This is a genomic window from Methylacidimicrobium sp. B4 (genome assembly GCF_017310545.1).
Classification (GTDB): Bacteria; Verrucomicrobiota; Verrucomicrobiia; order Methylacidiphilales; family Methylacidiphilaceae; genus Methylacidimicrobium.
In genome coordinates this window covers 1058494-1080129 of the sequence record NZ_CP066203.1, presented here as the reverse complement: position 1 = coordinate 1080129, position 21636 = coordinate 1058494, and the positions used below count along the sequence as shown (strand labels likewise).

The window sequence follows — 21636 nt, the reverse complement described above, 5'->3', positions numbered from 1 at the left end:
GAGTCAAAGCTTCTTTCCCGATCCCGGCCAGGGAAGCAAGCTCGGATTCTCGCTCCCTCGCAAAAACGATTGGGATTCCGGTGCGGGGCTCGGTTCCCCGGCGGAGCTCGAGGGGTCGGACGTCGAGGTTGGGCGGACCAATGGCTGATCGGAAGGTTCGAGCTTGCCCCCGGTCAGGACCAGCTGCCGATCCCCCATCCGGGCCAACCGGGAATCATGGGTGGCCAGGACCAGAGTCTTGCCCCGGCTTCTCTGGAGATCGAGAAGGAGGTCGATCACTTCCTGGCCGGTCCCCTCGTCCAAATTGCCCGTCGGCTCGTCGGCGATCAGGATTTCGGGATCGTTCCGGAGGGCGCGTGCGATAGCCACGCGCTGCTGCTCTCCGCCCGAAAGCTCCCAAGGTCGATGGTGGCAGCGGTGAACCATGCCGACGGCCTCCAGAAGCGCCCAGCCCGGCCTGGCATCCCGCTCGCCGAAGAGCATGGCCGGCAGGTTCACATTCTCCAAGGCCGTCAGCTCCGGCAGCAGATGGTAGGCCTGAAAGACCAGGCCGACCGCGCGGCCGCGCCAGGCGGCGAGCCGCTTGCGGGAGAAGCGGGAGATATCCTGATTCCGATACAGCACCCGCCCGGAGTCGGGAGCCTCGAGCCCTGCCAGCACGTGGAGCAGGGTTGTCTTCCCCGATCCGGAAACCCCCTGAATGGTGTAGCAGAGCCCTTCGCGGAAAATCATGCCCGCACCGCTGAGCACCGGAACGGAAGCCGACCCGGCGCGGAAGCGCTTGTAGAGTGCTTCCGCGGCGAGGACCGAGGGAGGATCCCCCTTCTCGAGCCGCTCCGTTTCATTCATAGCGCAACGCGTTTGCCGGCAAAAGCCTGGCGGCATTCCACGCGGGAATCCATGCGGCGCAGACGCAAAGGAGAACCGCCGTGAGGGCGATCCCCGCGATCTGCAGCGGATCGATGACCACCGGGATCGTGGCGAAGTGGTAGACATCCGCGGAAAAGAGGTCGATGCCCAGCATCCGACCGATCAGGTCCCGCAAAAGGTTCAAATTCGGCAGGGTGAGCGCGGCAAGGAGCAATCCGATCGCGGTGCCCAGGAGACCGACGATGAGCCCGTGGAAGATGAAGATCCCGAGCACTTGGCTGTCGGTGGCGCCGAGGGCCTTCAGAAGGCCGATCTCCCGCCGCTTCTGCGCCGTGATCGTGATGAGGGTGCTGCAGAGCCCGAAGGCGGCGACCAGGATGATGAAGAAGAGGATCACCGCCATCGTCCCTTTCTCCACTGCGATCGCGGTGAAGAGGGGACGGTTCTGGTCCATCCAGGTGATCGCCTCCATGGGAGGGGCAAACGAGGTGTTGAGTCGGGCCTTGAGGCGGTCGGCGGCCATGGGATCCTTGACACGCAAGGCGATCCCGTGAACGCCGCGGCCGAGGCTGTAGAGATATTGGGCGTTCTGAAGGGAGGTCAGGAAAAAGGTCGAATCATATTCGAAGAGCCCCGTCCGGAAGATCCCCGAGATCTCCAGCTCGGTCGGAAGCGGGAGCGACTTCTTGCTCGAGCTTGCGGAATCGCGAAGCGCCTGAAGATGGCGTGGGGCGTAGATGACGACCTTGTCCCCCACGGTCGCGCCATTTCGCTTGGCCCATTCGTCCCCCACGAGCACATGATCCGCCTGCAGGTTGTATTTCCCGGCGACGAGGTATCGGCGCAGGGGAATCACGGCGAGCTCGGCTTGAGGATCGATCCCGCGAAGGATCGGGGTCGTGATCCGGTCTGCATACTCGGCGAGGACCGGGCCGCTGACAAATGGAGCCGCGCCCTCGACGCCCCGCTCCTTGAGCAGTTGGGAGACTTCGCGATCCGGCTGGCGCAGCACGTCTCCGTTGGAAACGACCAGATGGGCGTTGAAGCCGATGATCTTTTCCTGCAGCTCCCGCTCGAATCCCGCCATGACCGCGAGGACGACCACCAGCACGAGAACCCCGAGAGTCACGCCGAGCAGGGAGAGGAGCGTGATGACCGAAACAAAGCTCCGCCGGGGTCGCAGGTAGCGCAGGGCGAGGAACCCGGGCAGGGAGCGGGGCATCGTGCCGGAAGGCGCATCCGGAGGAGCAGCGGGTCGGGTCATGGGAGGCGTTGGTCGAAGGCGAGCCTTCGTTGCGAGGCTTCCGTCAGCAGCTTCTTTACAGCCGCGCCGGATCCGGCTTCCAGGCTTCTGGTCGCATCCTGGAGATCGTTGAGGAAGCAGCGGAGAGCGAGCAGGACGTTCTCCCGGTTCGCCACCAGGATCTCGTTCCACATCTCCGGGGAAGCGGCGGCGATTCGCGTGACGTCGCGGAAGCCGGAGCCGGCCACCTCCCAAGCTCGATCATCCACCGACCGCACCAGGGCGGCCGCCAGCAGATGGGGCAGATGGCTGACCGCCGCGACCCGCCGGTCGTGCTCCGAAGCCGGGAGCCGGAGGGTGCGGCAGCCCAAGGCGAGCCAGAACGCTTCGACCAAGGCAACCGCCTCCTCGTCGGGATCTTCCGGAGGAGTCAGGATCGACACCGCCCCCTCGAATAGATCCGGCCGGGAATAGGCGAACCCCGACCGCTCCCCTCCGCTCATCGGATGGCTGCCGACCCATCGGGCCCGTCCCTCCAGGCTTTCTTGCAGAAGGCGCATGGCCGGGAGCTTTACACTCGCCGTGTCGGTCACGACCGCCGCGGGGTCGAGGGCATCCCGGACGGCGTGGAGGATCGAGGACATGGCGGCCATGGGCAGGGCGACGACGATGAGCTCGGCCTCTCGGACCACGGCCACCGGATCTTCCGAAACCCGGTCGGCGATGCCCGCCGCCCGCACCGCTTCCTTCTCCAAGCCGAGGCTATAGAGCGCGAGCTCCCGGCAGAGCCGGAGCCTCCGCGCCGCGCGGGCGACCGATCCGCCGATGAGGCCGGTGCCGAGCACGGCCAAGCGGCCAATCGGGAAGGTGCGGTTCATGCTTCTGAGGGCGCCAACGCTCGTCTGGTCTCGCTCAGAGCGGCCGGAAAGATCTCCAGAAACTCCGTCACCTCTTCGGGCGTGCCGACGCTGACTCGCACCCACTCAGCCAGGCCGTAGCTACGCAAGGGGCGGACAATCCATCCGCGACGGAGCAGGCAGTGGAAGAGGGCATCGCCGTCGCCGACCCGGACCATGACAAAGTTGCCGGACGAGGGAACGAACTCGAGGCCTTGCTGCCCGAACGACTCCTCCAGGCGCGCGCGACCCGCCCCTACGATTCGCCGGGTCTTCTCCGTGTGGTCCCGGTCTTCGAGCGCGGCGATCGCCGCGGCTTGCGCCAGCAGATTGGTATTGAAGGGCTGGCGGGCGCGCTGCAGCCAGGAGGCAATCGGAGCGGGTGCCAGGCCGTAGCCGATGCGGAGGCCGGCCAGGCCCTGCATCTTGGAAAAGGTGCGCAGCAGCACCACGTTTCTCCCCTCCCGCACCCAGGAGAGGCTCGGAGGAGGATCGTCGAGGAAGTCGACATAGGCCTCGTCGAGCGCCACGACCGCATGGCGGGGGACCGCCTCGATGAACGCCTTGAGCTCGTGGTTGGGGATGCGCGTTCCGGTGGGATTGTTCGGGCTCGTCACGAAAATCAACCGGGTGTTCGGCCCGATCGCCTTTCGCATGGCGACCAAATCGTGGCGGAACTCCGGATCGGGAGTTTCCCGGCAAGGGGTGTCGAAGAGCTGGGCCATCAGCCGATAGACGGCGAAAGCATGGCGGGAGCAGAGGATCTCGTGGGATCGCGGGAGGACAAAGACATGAAAGAGCAGCTCGATGATTTCATTGGATCCGTTGCCCAGGACGACGTTTTCCACCGAGAGGTCGTGGTGCCGGGCGATGGCCTCCCGAAGGAGCCGCCCGGCGCCATCCGGATAAAGATGGACCTGGGGCAACGCCTCTCGGATCGCCCGGAGGGCTAGGGGCGAGGGGCCCAGGGGATTTTCATTCGAGGCGAGCTTGCAGATCTCTTCGGGCGCCAGGCCTTGCTCGCGGGCGAGCTCCTCGATGGGCTTGCCGGGCTCGTAAGGCGTCAGGGAACGAATTCCCGGGTTGACGAGGTCTTCGAGGGTAGTCACGGTTACACGCTGGTCACGCCCAAGCTAAAGGTTTGTCCACCGTCAGGCAAGCCGTTCGGCGCTCCTGCGCCCCGCGTGCCCGCCATCCAGAGGGGCCGAGGCGGTCAGGTTGCCGCCAGCTCTTCGAGCAAAAGCCTCACGCGGCTCTCGATCTTCGGCAGTGCCAAGGATGAGGGTTGCCAACAGTTGACTAATCAATAGACATAACTCACGTTGCATGGCATTCTTTTCCCATGAACCTGAGCGTCTGGGCGAGGCGGCAGGGGATTGGCTCCAAGACGGCTTGGCGGATGGGGAAGGACGGGAAGATGCCGGTACCGGTCGAGCAGCTGCCGACCGGGACGGTGATCGTGCATGCGGAGGAGAGGCAGCCCGGCGGAGTTGCCCTTTACGCGCGCGTCTCCAGCGCCGACCAGAAGGCCGATCTGGACAGGCAGTTGGCGCGGCTGGCGGAGTGGGCGCTCGCCAAGCGGTTGCCGATCGTCGATGCGCTCAAGGAGGTTGGCTCTGGGATGACCGGCCATCGCAAGGGGCTCTTGCGGCTCTTGCGCGATCCAAAGGTCGGCGTCATTCTGCTCGAGCATCGGGACCGGTTGATGCGGGCGAAAAAGGCGCTCGAGGCTCTCCATGAGTGACCCTGCGCTCTTCACCTGCCAGACGCGCTTGAGGCTGGCGCCAGAGCAGGTCGCGGCTCTGGACGGCTATGCAAATCTCTACGGGCGAGCCCAAGCGGGCCCTCTTTGCCAGGATGCGGGTGGGGATTCCGATGGGCGATCTCAAGTGTGAGTTCCTGCGGCGCTTTGGGATCACCGCCCGGCAGTTCCACGCGATTCGCGTGGGTCTCGAGGGCAAGATCGCCTCGATCCGGGAGCGGCTTCCGGAGTGGATCGTCGAGGCCGAGTCCCGCATCCAGAGAGCCGAAAGCGTCGTCCGCATTCTCGAGGCGAGGGAGCCGGGCTCCGAGAAGCTGCACCAGAAGAAGCGGCGGCTTGGAAGCCTTCGCGCCAGGCTTGCGGCACGGATCGCCGACCGGGACTCGGGTCGCGTCCGCCTCTGCTTCGGCTCCCGCCGCCTCTTCCGCAAGCAGCTTGCCCTTGAGGAGAACGGCTACGCCAGCCATGCGGAGTGGAAAAAGGATTGGCAGGCGGCGCGGAGCGGCCAGTTCTTCGTGATCGGATCGAAGGACGAGACCGCGGGCAACCAGTCCTGCCGGGCTTCGGCCGAGGACGACGGCAGTCTCACGCTGCGCCTGCGTCTTCCCGATGCGCTGGCCTCGGATGGCAAGCTTCTGGTCATTCCCGGCGTGCGATTCGCCTATGGCCAGGAGGAGATCCTTCAGGCGCTTGCCGCGAGCCGGGTTGTCTTCTCGCAAACCAAGACGGGCAAGCCTGTCCGGAAGCGGGAGGGAGTGGCGGTAAGCTACCGCTTTGTGAGGGATCGGAAGGGCTGGCGGGTCTTCGCGAGCGTCCCGGCCAAGCCCGTTCCCGTTGCGACAAGCCGTCTGGCGGGAGCGCTTGGGATCGACATCAACCACGACCATCTGGCCGTGGCGGAGACGGACCGGTTCGGCAACCTGCGGCGGGCCCTTCGGGTGGATCTCAACCTCTACGGCAAGACCGAAGATCAAGCCAAGGCGATCATCGGCGACGCGGCGAGGATGATTGTGGAGATGGCCCGGGAGCGTGGTCTTCCCCTGGTCCTTGAGCGGCTGGATCTCAAGAAAAGGAGGGCTGAGCTTGAGGTGGCAAGTCCATCCGCCGCCAGGAAGATCTCGTCGTTTGGCTACTCCAAGACCATTTCCCTGCTCAAGGTGGGGTGTTTTCGAGCCGGAGTCGAGGGGATCGAAGTCGATCCGGCCTATACTTCCGTGATCGGCGCGGTGAATCACGCGCGTCGTCATGGCATCGGTTCTCACCAGGGCGCGGCCTATGCCGTGGCCAGGAGAGGCTTGGGCCTCTCCGAGCGTCCGGCCGTGCGGGAGGCCATTGCGCCAGCCCGCAATGGCGGCCACCTCACCTTTGCCCTACCCGCGAGGAATCGGGCGAAGCATGTGTGGTCGTTCTGGTCGGAGGTTCGGAGGAGGCTCAAAGCGGCGCATGCAGCGCATGCCCGGTCGGGAGGCTTGCGAGAGCCGCCCGCGCCTTTGCTCCCGGAAACGCGGGCATTGGGCGCAACCTGGGCATTGCCGGCGCAATCCCGGCACGCGAACCGTCGGCAGAACTGTTCGGCCGACGTCATCGACGACCTTCCCTGGTAGTGGGATGGTTGTCTATGGTTTTAGGAACGGCAGGCGATCGACGTCGTCGACATCCCAAAACTGGACCCGCTCGACCCACCCCGGAAAGAGACGCTCGATCATCGGGCGATGTTCTCGCTCTTGCAGCGCGATCGCGTGGGCGGATTGAGCCAAGTCCGCTTCCGAAAGCCGGAGTGGAGATCGGCCCGTATGGGAAAGCGGAATCCCGAGCTCTTGCAGACGAGCCGCGGCAAAGGGAGAGAGGGGCAACGGGGTGGGGCCTACGGCGAGCTCGCGCGAGAGGGCCCGCCACGAGAGCCGGCGGGCGAGAGCGTGGTAGTGGAGCACCGCTTCCGCAAAAAGGGCTCCCATAGTAGTTGGCCGTGCAGATGAAAAGGGGATGAGCATACATCTTCTCCTGGAAAAGCTAGCAGCAAAGCCGTTGTCGACAAAACGAAGAGATCGATCCTCCCTCGCGGACCTTTTTGCTTGCCGCGAAACCGCTCCCCGTTAGATTGGCTCGTATGGCCCAGATGCAAGAACTGAGCTACAACTCTAAGGTTGAGGGGGACGTCGTCCTGACGACCGTGGATTCCGCCATCAACTGGATGCGGAAGAACTCGATCTGGCCGATGCCGATGGGCTTGGCTTGCTGTGCCATCGAGCTCATGGCCGCCTCCTGCTCGCGCTTCGACATCGCCCGCTTTGGCGCCGAGGTGATGCGCTTTTCTCCACGGCAGGCGGATCTGATGGTCGTGGCGGGGACGGTGACCTACAAGATGGCATATGCGGTAAAGAGAATTTACGATCAGATGGCGGAACCGAAGTGGGTGATCGCGATGGGCGCCTGCGCCTCGAGCGGAGGAATGTATCGCAGCTATGCGGTCCTCCAGGGCATCGACCAACTCCTGCCGGTCGACGTCTATATCTCCGGTTGCCCTCCGCGGCCGGAGGCCCTGCTCGACGGGCTCTTGCGCATCCAGGCGAAGATCGACGGCGACCCCTCCCTTCGTCGCTTGAAGCAGGTGGCCTGACCGGGCTGTCCGGTGGTTGAGCGAGGATCGGGAGGCGGACGGTTGGGAATTCAGACAATGACGAAAGCGGAAGCGGTCGACAGGCTACGGACAGGCCTTGGGAGCCGGATTCAAGGGATCGACGAGTTTCGCGGCGAGACGACGGTGCGGCTCGATCTTTCGGAGATTGTGGAAGCGGCCAAGCTGCTCAAGCAGATGGGCTACCGAACGCTCGTCGATCTGACGGCGGTCGACCACTGGGGGGAGGAGCCGCGGTTCGAGATGGTCTATCACTTTTTTGCGGACTCTTCTGGGGATTTCTTGCGGCTAAAGGGGCGGGTGGGAGGCGAGGAGCCGACCGTGCCTTCGCTCGCGGGGGTCTATGCCACCGCGGATTGGCAAGAGCGCGAGGCATTCGACATGATGGGAATCCGGTTTGCTGGCCACCCCGATCTTCGCCGGATCCTGATGTGGGAAGGCTATCCCTTCCATCCCTTGCGAAAGGATTTCCCTCTGGAAGGGAGGGAGAGCGATGCCGGTGGGGTCGCCTTCAGCCGTCCAGCTCCCATGGACGGCGGACCTTACGTGACGCAGTCGGCCCAGGAGAGCGGAGAACGGGAGCCGCGCGCGCATCCCGCGGATGAACTTCCCGAGGAGACGTTATGACGGGTCCCGCCGAGCTTCTGACGCAGAGGGTTTCACTCGGAGGCGAGGACCTGTCGGATGCGCCCGCCGGGGAGCGCCTCGTCGTCAACCTGGGTCCCTCTCACCCGAGCACGCACGGCGTGCTGCAGATCCTGCTCGAGCTGGACGGGGAGACCGTGGTGAAAGCGGATCCCGTGATCGGATACCTGCATCGAGGCGACGAAAAGATCGCCGAGAACATGCAGTACAACCAGTTCGTTCCCTACACCGATCGTCTCGACTATCTGGCTCCCTTGGCGAACAACGTCGCCTACGCCTGTGCGGTCGAAAAGCTGATGGGTTGGGCCGTCCCGCCGCGCTGTCAAGCGATCCGGGTGATCTGCTGCGAGCTGGCGCGCATTTCCTCCCACCTTCTCGGCTTGGGCGCCTTCGCCATGGACTGCGGGGCGATTTCTGTCTTCCTCTATACCTTCACCGAGAGGGAAAAGATCTACGCGCTGATCGAGGAGCTCACCGGCGCCCGATTTACGACCACCTACACCCGGGTCGGGGGCGTGGCGCGTGATCTGCCCCAAGGGTGGGTGGGACGGGCGATGGCTTTCGTCGAGCAGTTCGGCGCGAAGGTCGACGAGATCGACAAGCTTCTCTGTCGGAACCGGATCTTTGTGGATCGGACGAAGGACGTCGGAGTCGTATCGGCGGAGGACGCCTTGGATTACGGGCTCTCCGGACCCAATCTGCGGGCCTCCGGGGTAGAGATCGATCTACGGAAGAAGCTTCCGTATCTCGGGTACGAGCAGTACGACTTCGAGGCGGTCGTCGGGAGCGGAGGTGACTGTTACGATCGCTTCGTCATTCGGGTGGAGGAGATGCGTCAGAGCCGGCGCATTCTGCAGCAGGCCCTCTCGCGGATCCCCGATGGGCCGATCTTCGTCGATGATGTTCGAAGCTACGATCCGGCGAAGTCGGCCGTCCTCACCAAGATGGAGGAGCTGATCCAGCATTTCATGATCGTTACCGAGGGGATCACCGCCCCGCCGGGAGAGGTCTACTTCGGGGCCGAGAATCCGAAGGGGGAGCTTGGGTTCTATATCCTCAGCAAAGGGGGCGGAGCTCCCCACCGGCTGAAGATCCGTGCTCCGAGCTTCATGAACCTGAGCATCTTGCCGAAGCTTCTCCCCGGGCATCTCATTGCAGACGTGGTCGCAATCCTGGGCAGCCTCGATTTCGTCATGGGCGAGTGCGATCGATAGCGCGGAAGGATGATCTGGCATGGTAGCACCTGAACAACCCCTGCTTCCCGGCGAGGAAGTCCTGGGCCCCGAATTTGAGCGGAAGGCGGAGGAGATCATTGGACAGTACCCCGCTTCTCGGCGGAGCGCCTCCCTCCCCCTGCTTCACCTCTGGCAGGAAGAGTTCGGCTTTCTGAGCGAACGGGCGGTCGAGTGGATCTCGACGAAGCTGGGCCTCAAGCCGATCCATATCCTGGAGCTGGTCACGTTTTACCCCATGCTCCATGTGCGGCCGAGCGGGAGGATCAACTTCAAGGTCTGTCGCACGCTTTCCTGTGCCCTGGCGGGGAGCCACGAGCTCTTTGCGCAGATCCGGGCCCGATGTGGGGCGACCGTTGCCGCGGGCCATGGGATCTACGTGAGCCCGGATGGCTCCTACTCGGTTGAATTCGTGGAGTGCCTTGCGGCCTGCGGGAGCGCCCCCGCCATGATGGTGGACGAAGAAGAGTTCGAGCGGGCGACGATCGACACCGTAGAGCGCATCCTGGCCGAGAGCCGAGAGAAAGAGGCGGCGCAGGGCGCCTAGAAAGGTCCAAATGGCTCAAGACGGAGCGGTACCCAACCCAACACGCGAGCATCGGATCATCCTCCGCTATGCAGACCTGCCCGGCTACACCCCGGACATCGATTGCTACCTCCAGCATGGGGGCTACCAACAGCTGCGCAAGGCGCTTGCCATGGACCCGGCGGCCATCGTGGCCGAGGTCAAGGCCTCCGGCCTTCGGGGAAGAGGAGGAGCGGGCTTCCCGACAGGAACCAAGTGGGGCTTCATCGATCATGCGAAGAATCGAAAGCCGGTCTATCTGCTCTGCAACGCGGACGAGTCCGAGCCTGGGACCTTCAAGGATCGTCAGATCCTCTACAAGGATCCTCACCAGCTGATTGAAGGGATGATCATCTCGAGCTTCGCCAATCACGCCCACTTGGCCTATATCTACATTCGCGGAGAGATGGCCCGGGGGGCCAGAATCCTGGAGCGAGCGCTGGCGGAGGCTCGCGCCAAGAATTTCTTGGGCGCAAACATCCTCGGCAGCGGGTACGACCTCGATATCTTCGTCTTTCGCGGCGCGGGGGCCTACATCTGCGGAGAGGAGACGGGCCTGATCGAGTCGCTCGAGGGAAAGCGAGCCTATCCGCGCATCAAGCCGCCGTACTTTCCGGCGGCGTTGGGTCTCTACCTCTGTCCGACGATCGTCAACAACGTCGAGACTCTCTGTAACGTGAAGCACATCGTGGAGATGGGAGGCGCGGCGTACGCCAAGATCGGAACCCCGAACAATACGGGCACGCGCATCTGGTGCGTGAGCGGGGACGTCTGCCGCCCCGGGTACTTTGAATACGACGGGGGGGCGATCACGATGGGCGAGCTGCTCTACGACGTTTGTGGAGGCATTCGCAACGGCAACCGTCTCAAGGCGCTGATTCCTGGAGGATCGTCGGCGAAGGTGCTGCGCGCCGGGGAGGTCTATCGCATCCGCCGCAAGAACGCCGCAGGAGCGATGGAAGAGGTCGAGATGCGGCTCGAGGATCTTCCTCTGGACTTCGATACGATTGCGGCCTCCGGGTCGATGTCAGGCTCGGGCGGGATCATCGTCATGGATCATACCCGCGACATGGTGGAATGCCTCGACAATCTCTCCGCCTTCTACGCCCATGAGTCGTGTGGGCAGTGCACGCCGTGCCGGGAAGGCGCTCTCTGGATGCGCAAGGTCCTCGATCGGATGACCGGAGGGCAGGGGAGGCCCGAAGATCCGCAGCTTTTGCTCGATCTGGCCGGCCAGATCGCCGGGCGGACGATCTGCGCCTTTGGCGAGGCCTGTTCCTGGCCGGTGGAGAGCTTCGTCGCCAAGTTCCGGGAAGAGTTCGAGAGCAAGGCGGTGGCCAAGGAAGAGCAGGGTCGGCTGCAGGCCACCCATTGAGTCAGCGTCCTAGCGAGAATACCCCATGGCCTTGATTAAAAATCCTTTCGACCATGATTTGCCACCGGGCGACGCCCGGATGGTGCACGTTCATCTGGATGGAGAGTGGGTGGAAGTCCCCGCGGGCTTGAACGTGATCGAGGTGGCTCGCCGCTTCGGCAAGTTGATTCCTCATTACTGTTACCACCCCAAGCTCTCGATTTCGGGCAATTGCCGGATGTGCCTCTTCGAGATGGGCATGCCCAAGCTCGGCCCCGACCGGAAGCCGATCGTCGATGGCGAGGGGCACCCGGAGCTTCAGTGGATGCCGCGTCCGCAGATCGCCTGCGCGACGACCGCCTTCCCGGGCCTCGGCATCCGGACGAGCTCCACCCTGGTCGAATCGTGCCAGAAAGGGGTCATGGAGTTCCTGCTGGCCAACCATCCCTTGGACTGCCCGATCTGCGACCAAGCCGGGGAGTGCAAGCTCCAGGAGTTTGCCTTCGATTACGGGAAGGGCCGGAGCCGGTTCGTGGAGGAGAAAGTCCGGAAGCCGAAGCGGGTTGACATCGGACCCCGCATTCTTCTCGACGACGAACGGTGCATCCTCTGCACGCGGTGCATCCGCTTTGCCCGGGAGCTCGCGGGCGATGACTGCCTGGGCATCACCGAGCGCGGGGGATACAACCGGCTTTCGATTCACCCGGAGAAGCGCTTCACGAGCAACTACTCGCTCAACACGGCGGATATCTGCCCCGTCGGGGCCCTCACGACGAAGGACTTCCGGTTCCAGATGCGTGTCTGGTTCCTCAAGGAGACCAAGAGCATCTGCGTCGACTGCGCGACCGGCTGCAACGTAACGGTGGGAAGCCGGGAGGGAATCGTCTATCGCCTCACCCCGCGCATCAACGAGGCGGTCAACTCCCATTGGATGTGCGATCAGGGGCGACTCGGGTTTCATCCCATTCATAGCAAGCACCGAGTCCTCGAGCCCGCGAGGCGAGACGAGAACGGATTGTTTCCGGGAGAATGGGCTCTTCTCTTGGGCCAGGTCGCTGAGGCCCTGCGCAAGCTTGAGCCCTCCTCGGTCGCCTTCCTCGTCTCCGCCCGCCTGACCAACGAGGAGCTCTTCCTAGTCCGAAGCCTGAGGGATCTCCTGGGCGGAGAGCCTGCGATCCTCACCGAGGTCGTCCCCCGAAAGGGGCAGGCCGATGGTCTGCTCCGAAGCGACGACCTCAATCCCAACAGCCGGGGCGCCCGGATCTTGGGAATCGGGGCCGATGGCGAGAAGCTTTCACTTCTGCGGCAACGGATCGAGGAAGGACGAGTGAGCGGTCTCTTCTGCCTTCAGGAGGACGCGGTCGCTGCCGGCCTGCCGGAAGATCTGCTGGGCAGGCTCTCCGTCCTTGTCTGGCAAGGAATTCTCGTGGACAAGACCTGCGAAAAGGCCCACTGGGTTCTTCCGGGGGCGTCGTTTGCGGAGAAGAACGGATCGATGGTGAACCGTGCCGGCCGTGTCCAGCGACTCGAACGCGCGATTGCCTCACCCGGTCGCTCTCGGGAAGATGCCTGGATTCTGCGAAAGCTCCTTCTTGCCTTGGGGGGAGAGGAACCGGGTCAAAGCAGCCCAGAGATTTTTGCGAAGATGGCGGCGACGATCCCCGCCTTCCATGGCCTGACCTGGGCTGGTCTCGGGGATCAAGGGCAGCCGCTTCCGGCGGAAGCACGCTAGGAAATTCGACATGGTCACTCCACTCACCGTTTTTCTCGTCAGCACCCTCATCAAGATTCTTCTGGTCGTTGCTGTCCTCTTGGGGCTCGTCGCCTACGCCGTTCTGGCGGAAAGGAAGGTGAGTGCGGCCATGCAGGACCGGATCGGGCCGAACCGTGTCGGCCTTCCCTTTCTCAAGGCGCGCCTGGGAGGGCTTGGACAGCCGCTTGCCGACGCCTTCAAGCTGATGCTCAAGGAACAGTTCGTTCCCGGGCACGTACGGGGCTTTTACTACAACCTCGCGCCCATTCTCTCCTTTCTTCCGGCTCTCCTGACCGTTTGCGTGATCCCCTTTGCCGGAGTCGATCCGATCCGCTTTCCCGGGCTCTCCGTCGACATCCCGCAGCCCGGGGTGATCGCTAACGTGGGAATCGGAGCGCTCCTCCTCTTCGCGATCACCTCGCTGGCGGTCTATGGAATCGTCCTCGCCGGCTGGTCGTCCAACTCGAAGTACGCGTTCCTCGGAGGGATCCGGTCGAGCGCCCAGATGATCTCCTATGAAGTCGCGCTCGGGTTCTCCGCCATTCCGATCTTCCTGATTTCCGGGGCGCTGAGCCTCCCCAAGATCGTCGAGTTTCAAATCGAGCGGGGCTGGTTCCTCCTGCCCTTGGTGGGGAAGCAGCTGGATTGGCATTTCCTGCTCTTCTGGCCCTCCCTCCTGCTCTCATCCTTGATCTTCCTCGTGACGCTCTTTGCAGAGACCAACCGGGCCCCCTTCGATCTCCCGGAGAGCGAGCAGGAGCTTGTGGGAGGCTTCAACACCGAATATGGGGGCATGCGCTTCGGCATGTTCTTCCTGGGGGAATATGCCGCGCTCATCTCTGCCAGCGGGCTTTTCGTCACGCTCTTCCTCGGGGGCTGGAGCCTTCCCTTCGGTTGGCTAGGAACAGCCTCCTCGCTCGGAACCTTCCTTCTGCAGGCCCTTGTCTTCCTGGCCAAGGTCTGCATGCTCGTCTTTTTCTTCATGTGGATCCGCTGGACCCTTCCGCGGTTTCGCTACGACCAGGTGATGACGCTCGGCTGGAAGATCCTCCTGCCCATCTCCATGGCCAACATCGTGGTCGTTGCCGTCCTGATGGCGCTCTTCGGCGGGGCGATCTGACGCTCGGCAGGGATCAGCGGATCTCCCCGGCCCCGATCGTTTCGGGGCGGGGCAGAGCCCAGGATGACCAGAGGCGCAGATAGTCCTCGCGGGTCAGGATCACAAGCTCCGGTCGGCCGCGAGGATCGAGCCAGCGGAGCAGATCCAACAGATCCCTTTTTTTGAGCGCCAGGCATCCGGCCGTCGGCGCCTGCGCCCCGTATCGCCCATGGAGGAAGATTGCGCTACCCGCCCCCGGGCGGCTTTCGGGGTAGTTGTGCTCGATGGAGACCATCCACTCGAGGACCGGATCCTCGACGCGCAGCCGTTCTGCCTCGAACCATTCGGGCACCTCTTCCCCGGCGGGAATGGTGACGAGGTGATTGTAGTGGGGGAGCTCGGGATTCTCGATCCAGGCGTCCCGCTCCGATTTCTGGTGGTAGAGCGGCCACCGGATCCCCGGGGGAAGGGACGGAGCCGAACCCAGGACAAGCCCGATCCGAAATCGGCCCGCGGGGGTGCGGCCATCCCCCTCCTCCTTCTGCAGCCCGGGTTGTGGCGGATGAAGGCCAATGCCCCAAGCGACCCCGTTGCGGCCGAGGAGGACCGAAATCGGCGCTCCCTCCCGTCGCCATCGGCCGCCCGGAAGAACCCGCTTCCAGCAGGAAAGCTGGCCTTGCCAGGAATTGGCGGTGGCGGCGAGGACGACGATGCGCTGCTCGAGGTGAAATGGCCAGAGAAGCAACGACCTCCAGAGCCAGAAGCCTCCGACCGCGATTGCGAGGATCAGCACAGCGCCGGCGAGCGGGCGAAGCCCATTCGCGGGGGGAAGGGGCCATCGAACGCTCATTCGGGTCGGAGAGGCGCAGCCGGGCGGGGTGAGGAGCCGCCGAAGACAAGGCGCGAAAGCCTTTGGACTTTCTCCTGGTCGACCGGGGATTCGATCCCCTGCTCCTTGACGGAGCTTCCGACCAGGACCCCGTCGCTTGCGGCAAGGTAGCGCGGCAGGTTCTTCGCTGTGATTCCGCTTCCTACCAGGATCGGAGTGTCGGGCAGGACCCCTCGGATCCCTTCGATCTCCGCCACCGAGGCTTCGCTCCCGGTTCGCGGCCCCGTCAGGATGACCGCGTCGGCCAGCGATCGTTCGACCAGATCCACGGCTTCCTCTTCGAGCGGGCGGGGAGCCAAGGGTGCCGCATGCTTCACGCGGAGGTCGGCGAGAATCCGGATGGGACCGCCGAAACGGGACCGGTCGCGGAGGAGGAATGCGGCCTCTCCTTCGAGCAGCCCCTGGTCGGTGACGAGCGTGTGGCTCAGGACATTGACCCGCAGAAAGCTTCCGCCGCAAGCGATGCAGAGGGCGAGCGCGGCGCGTGGATCGTTCCGGAGCACATTAAATCCGAGGGGGAGCCGGCTCGCCCGGCGGATTTCGGTCCCGACGGCGGCCATGGAGGCGACCGTCTCCGCCGGCACGGCCGATTTCCAGAACGGGACGTCGCCGTAGTTCTCGATGCAGAGCGCGCTCGCCCCGCCCGCTTGCCAGGCGCTGGCATCGGCCAGGGCGCTCTCCACCACAGAGTCGAACCGCCCGTCGTATCGGGGCGCTCCCGGCAGCGGCTTGAGGTGAATGAGGCCGATCAGGAGCTTGGGCCCGCCGGCGGTCAGGGGAAGCTCCAGGAATCGGGACACGACCGAATCTTTACGAAGAGCACGGCTCGGGACAAGCGATTAGCGAGCGCCGTCCGCCGGGCGGCCTCCCGGCCCTTGCTGCAGTCGGGAAAGGAGCCGGCGGAGGAGGCCCAACGCCTCGCGGCATTCCTCGAGGCCGAGGGCCCGGGCGAAAAGAAAGAAGGTAAGCGCCCCGGCGGCCACCGCGGCGGCGACGAGGAGAGTGCTGCCCAAGGGGAAGGTCGGGAGAGGAGACCGGCCTGCCACCTCGGCGACCCAGTGAGCCGCAAGGGCGCAGGCGGTGGACGCGATCGCAAGCCGCCAGAGGAAAGAAAGCCAGCTTTGGACCCCTCCGGGAAAGACGCGCCGGTCGAGGGCGAAGAAGAGCTGAGCGCAATTGAGAAGGGCGACAAGAGAGGTGGTCAGAGCCAGCCCGACGTGGCCGAAGGAGAGGACCTTGACCAGCAGGAGGTTGAGCAGGAGGTTGAGGCCGATCCCAAAGAGGCTCACCCGGAGCGGGATCGAAGGAGAGTCGAGGGCGTAGAAGCAGGGGGCCAGGATCTTGATCCCCGCGTAGCCCGCCAGCCCGAGCGTATAGGCTTCGAGTGCGGCGGCCGTCTGGTGAGTATCCCAGCCGCTGAACCGTCCGTGCTGGTAGATGAGCCGGATCAGCGGCTCGGCGAGGACGGCCAGACCGACGGCGGCGGGGACCGTGTAAAAGAGGCCGAGTCGAAGCGAGTGGCGGAGCGTCTGCCGAAAGGAGTCGAGATCCGCCCGGGCTTGCTGACGCGAGACGGTCGGCAGGGTCACCGTGGCGATCGCGACCCCGAAGACCCCGATGGGAAATTGCATGAGCCGGAAGGCGCAGTTGAGCCAGGAACGGCCGCCGTTGATCTCCGAAGCAAACATGCCGTTGACCAAGACGTTGACCTGGACGGCCGCCCCGGCGATGATGCTGGGGATCATCAAGCGCCAGATTTCGCGCAGCTTCGGATCCTTGAGGTCGAAATCCCATCGCCAGTCGTAGCCGATCCGGCGGAATGCCGGGACCTGGATCAGGAGCTGAGCCAGGCCGCCGAGGAGCACCCCGAAGCAGACTCCGTAGACGGCGGCTTCCCCAAAAGAAGGATGGCGGAGGTCGCGCTGCGGTTCGAGGGTGTAGGCAAAGAAAACGCCGAGCACGACCGAGACGATGTTGAAGGCGGTCGAGGCGGAGGCGGGCAGGCCGAAGATCCGTCCGGCGTTCAAGATGCCCATGGCGACCGCCGCCAGGGCTACGAAGAGGATGAAAGGGAAGAGGATGCGGGTGAGCCGCACCGTGAGCTCGAACTTTCCCGGAATCGCATGGAAGCCGAAGCTCGTCATCTCGACGAGGAGAGGGGCGAAGACGATGCCGGCCAGGCAGACCGCGGAAAGGAAGAGGATCAGGATCGCGAGCAGGTGGTTCGCCAGGGAAAACGCCTTGGCCTTCCCCTGCTCTTCCCAAGTCTTGGCAAAGACGGTCGTAAACGCGGTCGAAAGCGCTCCTTCGGCGAAGAGATCGCGAAGAAGGTTGGGGATCTGGAAGGCGGCGAGGTAGGCGTCGAGGAGCTTGCCCGCTCCGAAAAGCGCGGCAAAGACAAGCTCGCGGACCAGGCCGAAGATCCGGGAGCCCATGACGGCGAGGCTGACGATGCCAGCCGCCCGGTGGGTGGCGGCGTTCCCCTCCCGGGATCCCCGCCGGGGAGCTGGCGGGGCCGGAGATGGCGGAGGGGGGGCCTGCGGATCGTTCGGAGCGTTCACGAAGAGAGGGCTGTGGAGAGGCCCAATTGATCCCGGCAGGCCGAAAAGACCGCCTCCGGATCGATCCGGCGCAGGCAGGCCAAATCCAGCGGGCAGGCGCGGCGAAAACACGGTCCGCAGGGCACCGGATGGGCAAGGATGCGGGCAGAGCTTCCCAGAGGACCCGTCCGCAGAGGATCGGTCGAGCCAAAGAGGGCCACGACGGGTACCCCGAGAAGGGCCGCCACGTGCATGGCTCCACTGTCGTTGCAGACGACGAGCCGGGAGCGGGCGAGGGAAGCGAGAAACTCTTCCAGGGTCGTTTGACCGGCGAGGCTTTCGGTGCCGGGAACGGCCGCGGCGATCCGCCGACAGACGTCGCGGTCCCCTGCCGCTCCGTAAAGGCGCACCGGGTAGCCCGTGGTCTCGGTCAGCCGCCGGGCCAAGGCGACATAGAAGTCCTCCGGCCATCGCTTCGCGGAACCGAATTCCGCTCCCGGGCAGAAGGCGATGATCGGCTCCAGGGGTTGACGCCAGGAGGAGGGGATGCGCAGCTCGGGTATGGCCAGGGATCCAGAAGCCCCGAGCCCCTCCGCCAAGGCGAGGTAGGTCGCGGCCTGCTGTGGGTAGCGCTCTCCGGGGTTTCCCGGCAGGCGAGGATGGCTCAACAGGGCGGAGCGGGGCCAACCCGCCTTGCCCCACACCGTGGGAATCCCCGCGAACCGCGCCTCGAGAGCCGACCGCAGAGAGTTCGGAAGCAGGAAGGCGGCCGCGTATCCCCCTTCGCGCAGTCGTCTTGCGGTCTGCCAAACGCTCTTTGGCGGGTCGATCTCGACCACGCGATCGACGAAGGCGCAGAGACGCCAGAGGGCGCTCAATTTCCGAGGCGTAGCGACAGCAAGAGGGTGTGGGCCCAGCCATGCCTTCAGGCTGGCGACCGCGGGGAGGCTCAAGACGGCGTCTCCGAGCCAGTTGGGAGAGCGGACCAGGAGGGAGGAGGGAATCACAGGACGACGGGGTGGGCTCCGTTGGCGGTCGGCTCCTCCGCAAGGGAGCGAATGCGGCCGGAGGGAGCATGAGCAAAAGGCGGTCGCTGCCGCATCTTCTCGCGAATCCGACTCTGGAGAGCTTCCGCACCTTGGAGGAACTCGATCTCCACGCGGAGGAAGTAGATCGGGACCGGAGGGGGCGTGCTGAGGAAAGGAAGCCGGACCGCGTCCTTTTCCGTCGTGACGATGGCTGCGGCGGAGCGGGCCTTTGCCCGATCCAGGACCCGGAGAAGCTCATGCTCGGAAAACCGGTGGTGGTCGGCGAACCTCCGGGAATAGACGATCTCCGCGCCAAGCTTTCGCAGTCCGTTTTCGAAGCTCTCGGGGCGGGCGATGCCCGAAAGGGCAACGACGCGAAGGCCGTGGAGGAAGTTCAGGGAGCGCTTCTCCCCGCTGCTCACCTGCGCGAGATAGCGCGGGAGGTGGGCGCATTCGACGATCGGAGCGTGCCGGTTGTATCGCCGCAACTCGGACTTCAGCTCAGCAAGCGGAGAGCCGTCGCACTTCGTGACGAGGAGGATGTCCGCGCGGCGAATATGGCTCATCGGCTCCCGGAGCGTGCCGCGCGGCAGCAAGAAGCGATTACCGAAGGGTGCTTCCCGGTCGACCAGGACGATGTCGAGCCGTTCTTTCAGAGGAAGATATTGAAAGCCATCGTCGAGAAGAAGCGTATCCACGCCCCATTGGTGGATCGCAGCCAACCCGGAACGGACGCGATCCTTTCCGGTGAGGATGACGACCCCCTGCAGATTGGAGGCGAGCATGTAAGGCTCGTCGCCCGCCAAGAGTGGTCCGAGGAAGGCCCGCTGCCCGTCGGAAACGACGCGCGGGCCGGGCTGCGGCGTTTCACCCCGGGAAGCTCGCCATCGAGCCCAAAGGGGTCGCGACGCGCTTTTGTATCCGCGGCTGAGGACGGCGACGCGCCGGCCCTCCCGAGTGAGCTCCCGGGCAAGCTTTTCGACCACCGGTGTCTTCCCCGTTCCCCCGACCGTGAGGTTCCCGACGCTGATCACCAAGCAGCCCAGGGAATGGGAGTGGGCCAGATTCCGGTTGTAGAGCCAGAGCCGCAATCGAACCAGCGGGCCGTAGAGGAGGGACAAAAGGAAAAGAAGCCAGCGGAGGACCGCTGCCCGCTTCCCGTCTCGGCGCTCCAGGATGACGTCGACCGCGAAGCGCTCGAAGCGATCCGTCCAGCGAGGCATGGATGCTGATCTCCTTTTCCTTCCCCCTCCGCCCCTTGCTCCGCCCGGATCCGTCTTCGGGGAGCCCACGGGGCTCAGGGAGCGGGGGACGACGGGGAAAGCCAGTCTACCCGAGCGAAGACGCAATGGTCGAGGAGGGACTCGGGAGGATAGAGGTTGGGGTTACGGAGGAGCTCTGCGGGCACCGCTTGGCGCGCTTCCCGCACGGTGGCCGCAAGCCGGGCTTCTGAGGTCAAGCGGCCGAGGGTTTCCGGGCGATAGAGCGTTTGGAGCGCGGCCGCCGCCGCCTTGACGCTAGCGCATCCTCGGGGGATGGTCCAGTGAAGGAGCCGGATCCAGGAGCCTTCGGAGGGGATGTGGACGATCCAGCCGGGAACTCCCGTCCGGGCCTCGAGCCGTTGCGCGAAATCGATCTCGACGCGGGCGTTCTCCTGGCCGGGCGGGGCGGTCGGACCGCGTTGGTCGGCGAGAGCGGCGGGGGAAGGGGGAAAGCCGTGTGCCAGAGCGGCGAAGAGAAAGCGGGAATAGAGGGGAGAAGGAGGCGGGCGAAAGGGAATTCCCCCCGTCGCCAGCTCCTTCCAGTGGCTTGGCAGCGCGGTCGGGGTCCCCGGACCGCCGATCGCCAGCAGCGTAAAGCCAAAGGGCCAGGCATGCTGGTTGGTCGAGTCGAAATAGTGGTGGAGGAATTGAGGGTCCGCCGGGAGCGGGGAGGAGAGGGCTTCTGGGAGCGGCAGGAGAAGGCTCGCTCGAAGGAGAGGGAAAATCGCCGTGTCGGGAAGTGCTGCCAGATCGAACGCACCCGAGGAGAGCAAGTCGCGGCTCTCCTCTTCCCTCGCGTAGCCTTCGACCGAAATGGCGGTGCCGACGGAGGCGCGCAGCGCGTCGAGGAGCCAGGGGGAAAGCAGCTTGGCCGGAGCGAGGATGCGGAATGTGGACATTGCCTCGCCTATCGGCGTGAGGGAAGGGAAAATCAAGAAAAAAGCGGAGGAGCACTCTCGGCGGGCCATTTCTTTGAAAGTCTTTGGGGAGCTTGATTTGGCTCGAGTGGCGACTCTGCGCCGCCGGAGTCGCCTCGCGAGGTGCTGACGAGTGCACGATCGCACGACCGATTCGGGAAAACTGCTTGAAATGCGGGAGCGTTCGGGAGAGATATGCAGCAAGGTGGCCGGTCTGCGCACTTGGTGGAAGAGTCGAGACCTCTGGTTGACCCGTCGGGAGCAGGGACTCGTGCTTTTCCTGCTCGTCTTGCTGACGCTCGGCGGAATGGTTAGGCTCTTGCGTGAATCCTTCGGAGGCCAAGATCTCGGCCAAGGGCTCGCGGAACGGCTTCCCCGGAATCCGTAGATTTTCGAGAGGAGGGGAGAACACTGACGAATATGCGCAAGCGGAACTTTGCCAGCATTGTCGAAGAGATTTGCGAGCGGGACGGACGCTACGCCGATGAGGCATACTATTTCGTTCGCGAGGCCCTGCATTCGAGCGAGAAGGGAGGAAAGCGCAAGGGGAAGCGAAGAGTCGCCGTGGCCGCGTCGGGCAAGGAGCTTCTGGATGTGCTGCGCACGCATGCGCTGCGGGAATTTGGACCGATGAGCAAGCTGGTCTTGAGCGAATGGGGGATCCGGAGCTGCAGCGACCTGGGAGACGTGATCCTTTCGCTCGCTTCTTACGGAGTCTTGGGCCAGACGAGTGCGGGAACCCGGAAAGATTTTAAAAAGGGCTTCAGCTTCACTTCAGCCTTCGTGAAGCCCTTCTGTCCCGTAGGAACGGTTCGATCGGCGCGCAAACGGAAGGTAGCGCAAACCGAGGCAAAGGCTGGCAAGCCGGGTCGCGCCAAGAAGAAGGCTCCGGCCGCATAGCGAAAGCCGGGCTCGGAGCGTCGCAGGATCCTGCCGACAGCCTCCG

General features: G+C 64.5%; 21 protein-coding genes. 10 read left to right on the top strand and 11 right to left on the bottom strand.

Annotation, left to right across the window (positions count from 1 at the left end; all coding sequences use genetic code 11):
- Positions 1-3: 3 nt before the first annotated feature.
- The 4 genes from MacB4_RS05240 to hisC are packed head-to-tail and all read right to left on the bottom strand — an operon-like array spanning position 4 to position 4118.
- Positions 4-849 (bottom strand): ABC transporter ATP-binding protein, encoded by an 846-nt coding sequence (locus MacB4_RS05240; RefSeq protein WP_206864785.1) that lies wholly within the window; start codon positions 847-849, stop codon positions 4-6.
- A complete protein-coding gene (locus MacB4_RS05235; protein ID WP_242529349.1) occupies positions 842-2134 on the bottom strand; it encodes an ABC transporter permease in 1293 nt (430 codons plus the stop codon). The genes MacB4_RS05240 and MacB4_RS05235 overlap by 8 nt, the downstream gene beginning before the upstream one ends.
- The gene (locus MacB4_RS05230) at positions 2131-2991 is read right to left on the bottom strand and encodes a prephenate dehydrogenase/arogenate dehydrogenase family protein (RefSeq protein WP_206864784.1); all 861 of its coding nucleotides are present in this window, start codon (positions 2989-2991) and stop codon (positions 2131-2133) included. Before MacB4_RS05230 ends, MacB4_RS05235 begins: the two co-directional genes overlap by 4 nt.
- Positions 2988-4118, bottom strand: a complete 1131-nt coding sequence (hisC, locus tag MacB4_RS05225; RefSeq protein WP_206864783.1) for a histidinol-phosphate transaminase — start codon at positions 4116-4118, stop codon at positions 2988-2990. Before hisC ends, MacB4_RS05230 begins: the two co-directional genes overlap by 4 nt.
- Positions 4119-4351: 233 nt before the next feature.
- On the opposite strand from hisC, the gene MacB4_RS05220 reads away from it, so the two are divergent.
- Complete coding sequence (locus tag MacB4_RS05220; RefSeq protein WP_242529348.1) at positions 4352-4753, top strand: IS607 family transposase; 402 nt, start codon at positions 4352-4354, stop codon at positions 4751-4753.
- A gap of 68 nt (positions 4754-4821) precedes the next feature.
- Positions 4822-6375: a transposase gene (locus MacB4_RS05215; protein WP_206864782.1), complete on the top strand. Its 1554-nt coding sequence runs from the start codon at positions 4822-4824 to the stop codon at positions 6373-6375.
- 12 nt (positions 6376-6387) lie between these two features.
- Here MacB4_RS05215 and MacB4_RS05210 read toward each other — a convergent pair whose 3' ends face one another.
- The gene (locus tag MacB4_RS05210) at positions 6388-6726 is read right to left on the bottom strand and encodes a low molecular weight phosphatase family protein (RefSeq protein WP_206864781.1); all 339 of its coding nucleotides are present in this window, start codon (positions 6724-6726) and stop codon (positions 6388-6390) included.
- Positions 6727-6878: 152 nt separating this feature from the next.
- Here MacB4_RS05210 and nuoB point away from each other — a divergent pair, with 152 nt between their 5' ends.
- From nuoB to MacB4_RS05175, 7 genes are read left to right on the top strand one after another with little or no spacing between them, the layout of a single operon-like run.
- Positions 6879-7388 carry an NADH-quinone oxidoreductase subunit NuoB gene (gene nuoB, locus MacB4_RS05205; protein ID WP_206864780.1) on the top strand — a complete coding sequence of 170 codons (510 nt, stop codon included), beginning with the start codon at positions 6879-6881 and terminating at the stop codon, positions 7386-7388.
- A 57-nt stretch (positions 7389-7445) separates the two neighbouring features.
- Entirely contained in the window at positions 7446-8033 is a 588-nt protein-coding gene (locus tag MacB4_RS05200; protein WP_206864779.1) for an NADH-quinone oxidoreductase subunit C, read from the top strand.
- On the top strand, positions 8030-9265 hold the full coding sequence (gene nuoD, locus MacB4_RS05195) for an NADH dehydrogenase (quinone) subunit D (protein WP_206864778.1): 1236 nt from the start codon (positions 8030-8032) through the stop codon (positions 9263-9265). The genes MacB4_RS05200 and nuoD overlap by 4 nt, the downstream gene beginning before the upstream one ends.
- 19 nt (positions 9266-9284) lie before the next feature.
- Entirely contained in the window at positions 9285-9830 is a 546-nt protein-coding gene (locus tag MacB4_RS05190) for an NAD(P)H-dependent oxidoreductase subunit E (protein WP_206864777.1), read from the top strand.
- Positions 9831-9840: 10 nt separating this feature from the next.
- On the top strand, positions 9841-11223 hold the full coding sequence (gene nuoF, locus MacB4_RS05185) for an NADH-quinone oxidoreductase subunit NuoF (RefSeq protein WP_206864776.1): 1383 nt from the start codon (positions 9841-9843) through the stop codon (positions 11221-11223).
- A gap of 25 nt (positions 11224-11248) precedes the next feature.
- The gene (locus MacB4_RS05180; protein ID WP_206864775.1) at positions 11249-12934 is read left to right on the top strand and encodes a molybdopterin-dependent oxidoreductase; all 1686 of its coding nucleotides are present in this window, start codon (positions 11249-11251) and stop codon (positions 12932-12934) included.
- Between the two features lie 10 nt (positions 12935-12944).
- A complete protein-coding gene (locus tag MacB4_RS05175; protein ID WP_206864774.1) occupies positions 12945-14075 on the top strand; it encodes a complex I subunit 1 family protein in 1131 nt (376 codons plus the stop codon).
- A 13-nt stretch (positions 14076-14088) separates the two neighbouring features.
- Here MacB4_RS05175 and MacB4_RS05170 read toward each other — a convergent pair whose 3' ends face one another.
- From MacB4_RS05170 to MacB4_RS05145, 6 genes are all read right to left on the bottom strand, one after another.
- A complete protein-coding gene (locus MacB4_RS05170) occupies positions 14089-14904 on the bottom strand; it encodes a L,D-transpeptidase family protein (RefSeq protein ID WP_206864773.1) in 816 nt (271 codons plus the stop codon).
- Positions 14901-15743, bottom strand: a complete 843-nt coding sequence (locus tag MacB4_RS05165) for a BtpA/SgcQ family protein (protein WP_206864772.1) — start codon at positions 15741-15743, stop codon at positions 14901-14903. Before MacB4_RS05165 ends, MacB4_RS05170 begins: the two co-directional genes overlap by 4 nt.
- Positions 15744-15782: 39 nt before the next feature.
- Positions 15783-17504, bottom strand: a complete 1722-nt coding sequence (murJ, locus tag MacB4_RS05160) for a murein biosynthesis integral membrane protein MurJ (RefSeq protein ID WP_206864771.1) — start codon at positions 17502-17504, stop codon at positions 15783-15785.
- Positions 17501-18490 (bottom strand): lipopolysaccharide heptosyltransferase II, encoded by a 990-nt coding sequence (waaF, locus tag MacB4_RS05155; protein WP_206864770.1) that lies wholly within the window; start codon positions 18488-18490, stop codon positions 17501-17503. The genes murJ and waaF overlap by 4 nt, the downstream gene beginning before the upstream one ends.
- The gene (lpxK, locus tag MacB4_RS05150; protein WP_206864769.1) at positions 18487-19734 is read right to left on the bottom strand and encodes a tetraacyldisaccharide 4'-kinase; all 1248 of its coding nucleotides are present in this window, start codon (positions 19732-19734) and stop codon (positions 18487-18489) included. The genes waaF and lpxK overlap by 4 nt, the downstream gene beginning before the upstream one ends.
- Positions 19735-19808: 74 nt before the next feature.
- Entirely contained in the window at positions 19809-20672 is an 864-nt protein-coding gene (locus tag MacB4_RS05145) for a hypothetical protein (RefSeq protein ID WP_206864768.1), read from the bottom strand.
- Between the two features lie 438 nt (positions 20673-21110).
- Between MacB4_RS05145 and MacB4_RS05140 the strand changes: the two genes are divergently transcribed.
- Positions 21111-21590, top strand: coding sequence for a Minf_1886 family protein (locus MacB4_RS05140; RefSeq protein ID WP_206864767.1), 480 nt, complete (start codon positions 21111-21113; stop codon positions 21588-21590).
- Positions 21591-21636 lie beyond the last annotated feature (46 nt).

Bases quoted from the DNA above. Each gene is read 5' to 3' on its own strand.
- MacB4_RS05235 (WP_242529349.1), bottom strand. From the start codon at position 2,134: ATGACCCGACCCGCTGCTCCTCCGGATGCGCCTTCCGGCACGATGCCC.
- nuoD (WP_206864778.1), top strand. From the start codon at position 8,030: ATGACGGGTCCCGCCGAGCTTCTGACGCAGAGGGTTTCACTCGGAGGC.
- MacB4_RS05170 (WP_206864773.1), bottom strand. From the start codon at position 14,904: ATGAGCGTTCGATGGCCCCTTCCCCCCGCGAATGGGCTTCGCCCGCTC.
- MacB4_RS05175 (WP_206864774.1), top strand. From the start codon at position 12,945: ATGGTCACTCCACTCACCGTTTTTCTCGTCAGCACCCTCATCAAGATT.
- MacB4_RS05230 (WP_206864784.1), bottom strand. From the start codon at position 2,991: ATGAACCGCACCTTCCCGATTGGCCGCTTGGCCGTGCTCGGCACCGGC.
- nuoB (WP_206864780.1), top strand. From the start codon at position 6,879: ATGGCCCAGATGCAAGAACTGAGCTACAACTCTAAGGTTGAGGGGGAC.
- MacB4_RS05200 (WP_206864779.1), top strand. From the start codon at position 7,446: ATGACGAAAGCGGAAGCGGTCGACAGGCTACGGACAGGCCTTGGGAGC.
- MacB4_RS05140 (WP_206864767.1), top strand. From the start codon at position 21,111: ATGCGCAAGCGGAACTTTGCCAGCATTGTCGAAGAGATTTGCGAGCGG.
- nuoF (WP_206864776.1), top strand. From the start codon at position 9,841: ATGGCTCAAGACGGAGCGGTACCCAACCCAACACGCGAGCATCGGATC.
- MacB4_RS05240 (WP_206864785.1), bottom strand. From the start codon at position 849: ATGAATGAAACGGAGCGGCTCGAGAAGGGGGATCCTCCCTCGGTCCTC.
- MacB4_RS05215 (WP_206864782.1), top strand. From the start codon at position 4,822: ATGCAAATCTCTACGGGCGAGCCCAAGCGGGCCCTCTTTGCCAGGATG.
- MacB4_RS05145 (WP_206864768.1), bottom strand. From the start codon at position 20,672: ATGTCCACATTCCGCATCCTCGCTCCGGCCAAGCTGCTTTCCCCCTGG.
- lpxK (WP_206864769.1), bottom strand. From the start codon at position 19,734: ATGCCTCGCTGGACGGATCGCTTCGAGCGCTTCGCGGTCGACGTCATC.
- MacB4_RS05190 (WP_206864777.1), top strand. From the start codon at position 9,285: ATGGTAGCACCTGAACAACCCCTGCTTCCCGGCGAGGAAGTCCTGGGC.
- MacB4_RS05180 (WP_206864775.1), top strand. From the start codon at position 11,249: ATGGCCTTGATTAAAAATCCTTTCGACCATGATTTGCCACCGGGCGAC.
- MacB4_RS05220 (WP_242529348.1), top strand. From the start codon at position 4,352: ATGAACCTGAGCGTCTGGGCGAGGCGGCAGGGGATTGGCTCCAAGACG.
- MacB4_RS05210 (WP_206864781.1), bottom strand. From the start codon at position 6,726: ATGGGAGCCCTTTTTGCGGAAGCGGTGCTCCACTACCACGCTCTCGCC.